Here is a 9,607-nt window from a genome sequence, read left to right as displayed (position 1 = left end):
TTGCAGGAGATACCGTAACCATAACAGATGGAAACGGAAATACTCAAAATGTAACCCTAACCGCTACCGATATTACCAATGGAAACATTGCAGTGAACTTCCCGAATCCTGGAGATAACGGAACGATTACTGCAACTGCATTTGTAACAGATCAAGCAGGGAATCAAGGAACATCAGCTAATGATACAGCAACTATAAATACCTCTGCTCCATCTGCACCAACAGTAGTCATTACTGAAGATACCAATAATGATGGGGTCATCAGTGCTAGTGAATTGAGCGGAAACGTTGATGTCACCGTAACACTACCGGCAGATGCCATTGCAGGAGATATCGTAACCATAACAGATGGAAACGGGAACACTCAAAATGTAACCCTAACCGCTACCGATATTACCAATGGAAACATTGCAGTGAACTTCCCGAATCCTGGAGATAACGGAACGATTACTGCAACTGCATTTGTAACAGATCAAGCAGGGAACCAAGGAACATCAGCTAATGATACAGCAACTATAAATACCTCTGCTCCATCTGCTCCAACAGTAGTCATTACTGAAGATACCAATAACGATGGGGTCATCAGTGCTAGTGAAGCTACTGGTCCTGTAGATGTCACCGTAACACTACCGGCAGATGCTATTGCAGGAGATACTGTAACCATAACAGATGGAAACGGGAACACTCAAAATGTAACCCTAACCGCTACTGATATTACTAATGGAAACATTGCTGTAAACTTCCCGAATCCTGGAGATAATGGAACGATTACTGCAACTGCATTTGTAACAGATCAAGCAGGGAACCAAGGAACATCTGCTAATGATACAGCAACTATAAATACCTCTGCTCCATCTGCACCAACAGTAGTCATTACTGAAGATACCAATAACGATGGGGTCATCAGTACTAGTGAATTGAGCGGAAACGTTGATGTAACCGTAACACTACCGGCAGATGTCGTTGCAGGAGATACTGTAACCATAACAGATGGAAACGGAAACACTCAAAATGTAACCCTAACCGCTACCGATATTACCAATGGAAACATTGCTGTAAACTTCCCGAATCCTGGAGATAACGGAACGATTACTGCAATTGCATTTGTAACAGATCAGGCAGGGAATCAAGGAACATCTGCTAATGATACAGCAACTATAAATACCTCTGCTCCATCTGCTCCAACAGTAGTCATTACTGAAGATACCAATAACGATGGGGTCATCAGTGCTAGTGAATTGAGCGGAAATGTTGATGTCACTGTAACACTACCGGCAGATGCCGTTGCAGGAAATATCGTAACCATAACAGATGGAAACGGAAACACTCAAAATGTAACCCTAACCGCTACCGATATTACCAATGGAAACATTGCTGTAAACTTCCCGAATCCTGGAGATAACGGAACGATTACTGCAACTGCATTTGTAACAGATCAAGCAGGGAATCAAGGAACATCTGCTAATGATACAGCAACTATAGATTCACCTTGTTTAAGTGATCCTAATCAAGATTGTGATAATGATGGACTAACGAACGCTGAAGAAGTAGCAGAAAACACAGATCCTAATAACCCTGATAGTGATGGAGATGGATTATATGATGGGGAAGAAGTTACTGGGGTAGATAATCCTATAACAACTATAGTTACTACTACAACTAGCAATCCTAATGATGCTTGTGACCCATTGAACACTACTCCTAATTGTGATGCCGATAATGATGGGATCAATAATGACATGGATTTAGACGATGACAATGATGGTATTCTTGATACAGTAGAGCAAGACGGAAACCCTAATTTAGATACTGATAATGATGGAATTATTGATAGTTTAGATCTTGATAGTGATGGAGATGGAGTTACCGATATAATTGAATCCGGAAATGATGGATTAGATAGTGATGGGGATGGTCAATTAGATGGTCCTTATGGAACTGATGGTATTGCTGATGATGTACAAAATACTCCTGATGATGGAACTGTAAACTATACCCCTACTGACACTGACCAAGATGGAACTCCTGATTTTCAGGATGTCGATGATGATGGAGATGGTATCGATACGATCCATGAGGATATTAATGGTGATGGAAATCCTACAAATGATGATACAGATGGAGATGATATCCCTGATTATCTTGATACAGATGATGACAATGATGGAATCCTTACAACAAATGAAAACCCAAATGAAGATGGTGACGAAAATCCTACAACTGGAGACACTCAAGATACAGATGGAGATGGTATCCCTGATTACCTAGATGTTGATGATGATAATGATGGGATTAATACTAATGAAGAATCATCAGATCCTAATAATGATGGAGACCCTGAAGATGCTATAGATACAGATGGAGATAATATTCCTGATTATCTTGATGACACTAATGAAGATTTCTTAGATGTAGATGCTGTAGAGGTATTCAATGTGGTTACTCCGAATGGAGATGGAGATCATGATGTATTTAGAATTGGTAATATTGAAAAATTCCCTGAAAATGAATTAAAAATCTATAATCGATGGGGAGTATTAGTTTATGAAGCTAAAGGATACGGACAACAGGGACAGTATTTTAAAGGAGAATCTAATGGTAGAGTAACGATTAACCAAGATCGACAATTACCAGTAGGAACATATTTCTATGTTTTAACTTATAAGAATAGTAAAGGACAGACTAATAAGAAATCAGATTATTTATATATTAACAGATAAATATATTTCATTGGGGAGTATGATAAAATTACTCCCCAATCAACAATATAATCCCCCATGTAATGAAAAGAACTTATTTACTCATAATAACCTTGTTTATGCTAGTTTTTACAGAAACATATAGCCAACAAGATGCTCAATACACTCAGTATATGTATAATACTATTAGTGTAAATCCTGCATACGCAGGATCTAGGGATGCGATTAATATTACTGGTTTGTACAGAAATCAGTGGGTTGGCATAGGAGGGGCTCCTGTCACACAAACATTAAGTATTAATTCTCCTATTGGAAGAAATAACAAAGTAGGACTTGGGCTTTCTATTGTAAATGATAAAATTGGTCCTACTCAAGAAACATATATTGATATAGATTTTTCATATACAATTAATACATCTGCCGAAGGACAACTTGCATTTGGACTAAAAGCTGGAGGGCATTTATTAGATGTTAATTTTCAAAAATTAAATCAATACACCAATACAGATGTTCTTCTAAACACTGATATTGAAAATAAATTTTCACCTAATATTGGTGTGGGAGTATATTATCACAAAGAAAAATTTTATGCAGGCTTGTCTGCTCCAAATATACTCACTACAAAACATTTTGATGAATCTTTAAGAGGTAATGCTAATTCATCATTTCTGGCTGCTGAACGAGTAAATTATTATGGAATAGCAGGATATGTTTTTGACATTAGTGAATCTTTGAAATTTAAACCTGCTACTTTGATAAAATTAGTTTCGGGAGCTCCTCTACAAGTAGACTTATCTGCTAATTTCTTAGTCCATGATAAAATAACATTAGGGTTAGCATATCGATGGAGTGCTGCTTTAAGTGCTCAGTTTGGCTTACAAATATCTGATTCTATGATGCTAGGATTTGCTTATGATTGGGAAACTACAGAACTTGGCAACACAGAATTTAATGCAGGATCTTATGAATTTCTATTACGTTATGAAATTTTTAAAAACAAAAAAATATTATATCCTCGATTCTTTTAACCATCTAATTTTATTCCTAAAAACATGAAAAAATTAACTTCTATAATACTCTTTCTATTTTTAATCAGTAGTAGTATTAGTATTGCTCAGGATGGAGCATTGAAAAAGGCTAATGCATATTTTGAGAATTTTGCTTATATCGATGCGATTAATGCTTATGAAAAAATTACAAGAAATGGTAATGGAACTTTAGAAGTATATCAAAATTTAGCTGATAGTTATTTTTTCAATTCTGATTTTGAAAGTGCTGCAAAATGGTACCAAGAAATGATCAATACTAATGAAGAAATCTCTTTTGAACATTATTTTCGTGCGGCGCAATCTTTTAAATATCTTAAAAATTATGATCTTGCAAATTCTTTTATGAAAAAATTACTCTCTACGAGTACTAATGATTCTAGAATTAATCGGTTGATGACTAACCCTGATTATTTAGAGGATATTAAAAATCAATCAGGTCGTTATGCTATTGTAAATCTCGAAGAAAATTCTTTGTTTACCGATTTTGCTCCTTCTTTCTATAAGAATCAGTTGGTATTTTCATCTGCTAGAGAAAAAGGGAAAGTTTTTGATCAAAAAAACAAATGGACTAAACAACCTTATTTAGAATTGTTTAATAGTTATATTAAGGATAATGGAAGTTTATCTGTTCCTCTAAAGTTTTCAAAAAAAATAAATACTAGACTTCATGAGTCTACTTCTACTTTTACGAAAGATCATAAAACTGTTTATTTTACCAGAAATAATTTTTTAAATTTAAAATTAAAGAAAGATTCTATAGATGTAAACCGGTTAAAGATTTTTAAAGCTACTCTAAATGATAAGCTTAAGTGGGATACTATTGAAGAATTACCTTTTAACAATGATCATTATTCAGTAGCACATCCTGCATTAAGCCCTGATGGAAAGAAATTATATTTTGCTTCGGATATGCCTGGTGGTTGCGGAATGTCTGATTTATATGTTGTTTCTATACAAGAAGATGGTAGTTTTGGGGAACCACAAAACCTAGGGACAGAGATTAATACCGAAGGAAGAGATACATTTCCTTTTGTAAGTGAAACTGGAATGTTATATTTTGCCTCAGATGGGCACTTAGGGTTAGGAGGGTTAGATATTTTTGTAGTCAAATTAGAGGATGAACAAAAAGAGGTCTATAATGTTGGTGAGCCTATAAATAGTTCTGCTGATGATGTAACTTTTATTATAGATGATACTACTCATAAAGGATATTTTTCATCTAACAGACCCGGAGGAAAAGGTGATGATGATATTTATAGCCTTGTAGAAATAACTCCATTAATAACCAAATGTGATGGTAGTATTAAAGGTACAGCAATAGATGAAGATTCTGGTTCACTATTGACTAATGCTACTATTGAAATCAAAGATGAAGAAGGAAAAGTATTATATACAGGAAAAACGGATGATAATGGAGCATTTTTTAAGAAAGTTGATTGTAATGATAAAACATATGTAATTACAGTTACGAAAGAGGATTTTGATCCAATGGTCAAAAAAATTATAGTTACTAGAAAAGATCCAAACCCTTCGAAAACATTAAAACTTAAAAACAATGCTCCTGAAAAAGGAGTTGATCTTGCTAAATTATTAAATCTACAACCTATCTATTTTGCTTCTAATAAAGCTCTTATTCTTGGAAAAACAGCCAAAGAATTAGACAAGGTTATTACATATATGAAAGAATACCCTACAATACGTATTGAAATCGGCTCTCATACTGATAGTCGAGGTAGTGATTCTTATAATATGAAACTATCTACTAAAAGAGCTATAACTACAGCTAATTATATCATTAGTAAAGGCATTGATAATTCTCGCGTAAAAAGTAGAGGATATGGAGAAACAGTGCTAAAAAATAGATGTGGTAACAGAGTTAAATGCAGTAAGGAAGAACATGCAAAGAATAGAAGAAGTGAATTTATTGTTATCGACAATTAAAATTATTTTGTATTTCATAAAAAAACCGAGGTAAATTATCTCGGTTTTTTTATGGAATTAATATGTCCTTATTCCTTATATCCCTCCATCTATAGGTATTGTCTTAGTTATTATCATATCTGGCTTATCAAGTGTTGATAAAGGACATTTTTCACTTTTAGGTACAAAAAGTGTCGTTCCAGATGCAATACCTCCCACAACATTTTGCATATTCTCTAGTTTTGTAATTCTAACTTTATCTAAGTTGAGAATTTTCTTGTTTTTATTTGTTTTCATATGATTTGATTTTACAGATAGTATCCAATTAACATGCCAATTTACGTTTTTCCGTAACAACATTACGCATATACTATCGTAGTTTTTTTATAAAAAAGTGGTTTTTAACCTTCTTTTTTCTTTGTATATGTATCTATATGTTTAATAAAATATGAAGGATATATTCCTGTTTTTTTATGGAAAGCAGAAGAGAATGATTGAGCATTTTTAAATCCTACTTCTTCTGCTATTGCTTTAATTGTATACGATCTTAGTGATTTATTAGAAGCTAATTGTTCTATAGCATACTCAACACGTAAATTATTCATATAAGTAGAAAAATTGATGTTTTTATAACCATTGATAATTTTAGATAGATATGCACTATTCGTATTTAACTCTTTAGCTAATGAATTAAGAGTATAGTGTTTTTTAGAAAACTTAGCTAAATTTTCAAATTGATACAATTTTTCTAAAACAACTTCTATTACTTCTTTTGGAATATCTAAATCTTCTTTTTTTGTAATAACACTAGCTTGATCAGTCTGATCTGTTATATTATTAACTTTATTTTGATGTTCTTCTAGGAGTTTTAATAATCGTCCTCTGCTTATATATGTTTTCAGAAAACCAAAGACTGCTATTGTTACTAACACAATCAGAAATAAAATTAGAATCGTAATCGTTTCTTCTTTTAAGAATCTATCCTGTTTTAATTGATCGATTAGATCTTCTTTTTCAGAGATTAGTTCTATAGTATCGTATCGTTCATTAATGTTTTTAGTTAAATATATCTGGTCTGAGTGTCGTATACTATCTAACCTTAATAGTGTATTAATATATTCTATTTGCTTCTCTACATTTTTTTTTATTTTAGAATCTTCTATTAAATATGTGTATGTATCAATTATCTCAGGAATGACATCTTCTGTTTTTTTAAGTACACTATCGACTTTTTTAAAATAATGTATTCCTTTTTCTTTATCACCCAGATCTTGATAAGAACGAGCTATATAATAATCACAGATTGCTGTTCTTGTAGTTACCTCATCAACTTGTTTAATTAATATCCTCCCTTTTTCTAAACTATCAATTGCTGTTTTATAGTTTTTAGATAAATAATGATAAACCCCTGAATATACTACAAAATGAGGGTAAATAGCAGCATCATTTGTTTTTAACGCCTGTTGAATTCCTTTGTCAATATATTCTTTAGCTAGCTCTAATTGGTTATCATAAACATATGAATCTGTTAATGCAAAAAGTACTCTCCCGTAGTCATTTAATTTTTTAAATTTCGGATTCTGATCTACAAAATTTAAATGTTCTAAAAAAATAGCTTGTGCTTCTTTTCTTTCTCCTGCGGTATTTTTTAATAATCCTATGTTAAACTTTATGGATAAATATAATGGTTCATTTTTATTTTCTTTTGCGGATTTTGATCCTTTTAAATAAAACTCTAAAGCTTCTTTATAGTTTCCTTTCTCATAGTATATATTACCTTTTTGACTATACCCTAAGGCAGGATATCTAGTATATTTCTTTTTTTTGGTGATGGTGATAAGGCTATCGATGTAGTGTAATGCATTATGAGAATCTAGTTTTGACAAAAAGTAATATGCATCTGCCATCCCTAATGTATCAAAACTGATCTTAGCTTTATGAAGAGCTTCTTTTACTATCTTTATTCTTAATGCTCCTTTAGTCTCTTTTATAATTCTAGCTCTTAATACACTAAAGTTAGAAGTATCCTGTATATCTTTAGATTTTTTGGTTTGCCCATTTAATTGCTTAGCAAAAGTCAATAGAATAAGCAGATAACTTAGAAACAAATACTTCTTAATCATTAAAATTATTTTTTATTTAAAAGCAATCATTTACATCCTTACACATTTGTGCTTTACCTAAAATTTTTAATCAGTTAGGCATTAATATAAAAATAAATCAATTGGTTTCAATGCTTGTAAAAATACATAATATATAAGTTCTAAGGCCTCTTGATATTTATAAATTTAGAGGTTGAAATTTATAAATATCAACAATGTCTTCTTGTTTTATCACCTATATCTTTATTATTTTTAGACTATTAAAGTAAAAGTATTCTATAATTTATGATTCTTATAACCTGTATGGTTCGCAAAGTGAAAGGTTCGAAAAATATTCGATATTTACTCATAGGTCTGGCTATTCTGGCATACTCTATCTTATCATCTTTTAAAACAAAAAATAAAATTTCTCTTAAAAATAAAATAACTAATGAAGTTACAAGAGAGACTAATTATACAATTCCTATACTACCTACTGATAGGTACTTAATCTTATAAAATACAAAGTGACGTAGACTCTTCTATTGAACTCAGAGAAAGGGTCATTTTTTACCTCTTCTGTTTTTCATTATTTTAACAAGAATCATATGATGATTACTAATACTATAGGGTTTTTAACTTTGATTAATAATGGTTAGAGAAAAGTTACAAGTAGAAAAAATAGGAAACAACTCTAAAATTTCTGACCGTTTATTCACTAATTCTTCCTAAAAAATCAATGCAAAATATAGATATTAAAGAGTAACTGAATTAGGTTTGTATAATCAAAAAACAAGATGACTCTGATAAATACTAAGTGTTTTTTTTGAAAAATATTTTGATATTTATCTATGAAAAGTAACCTTAAAAACCTGAACGAATTGTTTAGGTTTTTTATTCATTAGATAAAAGTATAAACTATTTTTAATCTATAAGTTAGTATTTTTGTGATTCAAATTTTTATTACAATGTCTACTACCTCCCTTCTTATTTCTATTCTATTAGTTTTTGTTTCATATACTATTCATTCGCAAAATTCTGAAAAAACTATAGATTCTTTAAATACTGAAAAAACACAATTAAAGCCTACAACTTTACAATTATTAAAATATGATGGGTTATCTATATACAAGGGGATAAAGAACACCTATACTCGTCCTTTTAAATGGAAGAAGAAAGATTGGATTACTTTTGGAGGAATATTAGCCGGAACTGGTATTTTACTGACTGTAGATAAACCTGCGAATACGTATTTTACAGAACAAAGTGATGAAATTCCTAACGGAATAAAAGAAACTGGTTTTCGTTTTGGAAAACCTTTACTTAATTATGGACTAACGACTAGTGTGTATGCTATAGGGTTATTTACAAAAAATGAGAACATAAGAAAAACAGGGGTACTTCTTATTGCGTCTGCTACTGCAGGTGGGCTGATCCAAACTGTAAGTAAAACATTGGCTGGTCGTGCAAGACCAAACACAGGAAAAGGAAATTTAAGTTTTCATTTTTGGTCTGATGAGCCTGGTTTTCATTCTTTTCCTTCAGGACATAGTATATTATCATTTACCACTGCTTATGCAATAGGTAAGCAGTTTAATAATCCGTATCTAAAAGGTGGTATTTATGCTATTGGATTATTATCTCCTGTGTCTCGTTTATGGGCAGGAGCGCATTGGCTTACTGATGTTGGTTTAGGAATAGCAATAAGCATTGTTATAGTAGATGGTATCGATAACTATTTAAAAAAGACAGAACGTTATGTATATCAGCATAAGCAAAATAAGATAAAGTGGAACCTTAAGTTAGGTGCTGGTCAAATAGGCGTTGTAGGTCGGTTTTAATTTTAACCTATCAATAT

General features: G+C 31.8%; 6 protein-coding genes. 4 read left to right on the top strand and 2 right to left on the bottom strand.

The window, feature by feature from the left end:
- The 3 genes from N456_RS22730 to N456_RS22720 form a co-directional block, all read left to right on the top strand.
- On the top strand, nt 1–2,720 hold a 2,720-nt coding region (locus N456_RS22730), incomplete at its 5' end, for a T9SS type B sorting domain-containing protein (protein WP_062062634.1).
- Between the two features lie 62 nt (nt 2,721–2,782).
- On the top strand, nt 2,783–3,727 hold the full coding sequence (locus N456_RS22725; RefSeq protein WP_062062631.1) for a PorP/SprF family type IX secretion system membrane protein: 945 nt from the start codon (nt 2,783–2,785) through the stop codon (nt 3,725–3,727).
- Nucleotides 3,728–3,751: 24 nt separating this feature from the next.
- Entirely contained in the window at nt 3,752–5,689 is a 1,938-nt protein-coding gene (locus N456_RS22720; RefSeq protein ID WP_062062629.1) for an OmpA family protein, read from the top strand.
- 75 nt (nt 5,690–5,764) lie between these two features.
- Here the strand turns inward: N456_RS22720 and N456_RS22715 are convergent, their stop codons facing one another.
- Nucleotides 5,765–5,965 (bottom strand): hypothetical protein, encoded by a 201-nt coding sequence (locus tag N456_RS22715; protein WP_148639419.1) that lies wholly within the window; start codon nt 5,963–5,965, stop codon nt 5,765–5,767.
- Between the two features lie 104 nt (nt 5,966–6,069).
- Nucleotides 6,070–7,791: a helix-turn-helix domain-containing protein gene (locus tag N456_RS22710; protein ID WP_062062624.1), complete on the bottom strand. Its 1,722-nt coding sequence runs from the start codon at nt 7,789–7,791 to the stop codon at nt 6,070–6,072.
- A gap of 926 nt (nt 7,792–8,717) precedes the next feature.
- On the opposite strand from N456_RS22710, the gene N456_RS22705 reads away from it, so the two are divergent.
- Nucleotides 8,718–9,590 carry a phosphatase PAP2 family protein gene (locus N456_RS22705; RefSeq protein WP_062062622.1) on the top strand — a complete coding sequence of 291 codons (873 nt, stop codon included), beginning with the start codon at nt 8,718–8,720 and terminating at the stop codon, nt 9,588–9,590.
- The last annotated feature ends 17 nt before the right edge of the window (nt 9,591–9,607 follow it).

It is taken from the genome of Aquimarina longa SW024, assembly GCF_001401755.1.
Classification (GTDB): Bacteria; Bacteroidota; Bacteroidia; order Flavobacteriales; family Flavobacteriaceae; genus Aquimarina; species Aquimarina longa.
Note: the sequence above shows the minus strand (reverse complement) of the source record. Positions and strands in the feature narration are given on the sequence as shown.

Coding starts and splice junctions, on each gene's coding strand:
- N456_RS22715 (WP_148639419.1), bottom strand. CDS start 5,965: ATGAAAACAAATAAAAACAAGAAAATTCTCAACTTAGATAAAGTTAGA.
- N456_RS22725 (WP_062062631.1), top strand. CDS start 2,783: ATGAAAAGAACTTATTTACTCATAATAACCTTGTTTATGCTAGTTTTT.
- N456_RS22710 (WP_062062624.1), bottom strand. CDS start 7,791: ATGATTAAGAAGTATTTGTTTCTAAGTTATCTGCTTATTCTATTGACT.
- N456_RS22720 (WP_062062629.1), top strand. CDS start 3,752: ATGAAAAAATTAACTTCTATAATACTCTTTCTATTTTTAATCAGTAGT.
- N456_RS22705 (WP_062062622.1), top strand. CDS start 8,718: ATGTCTACTACCTCCCTTCTTATTTCTATTCTATTAGTTTTTGTTTCA.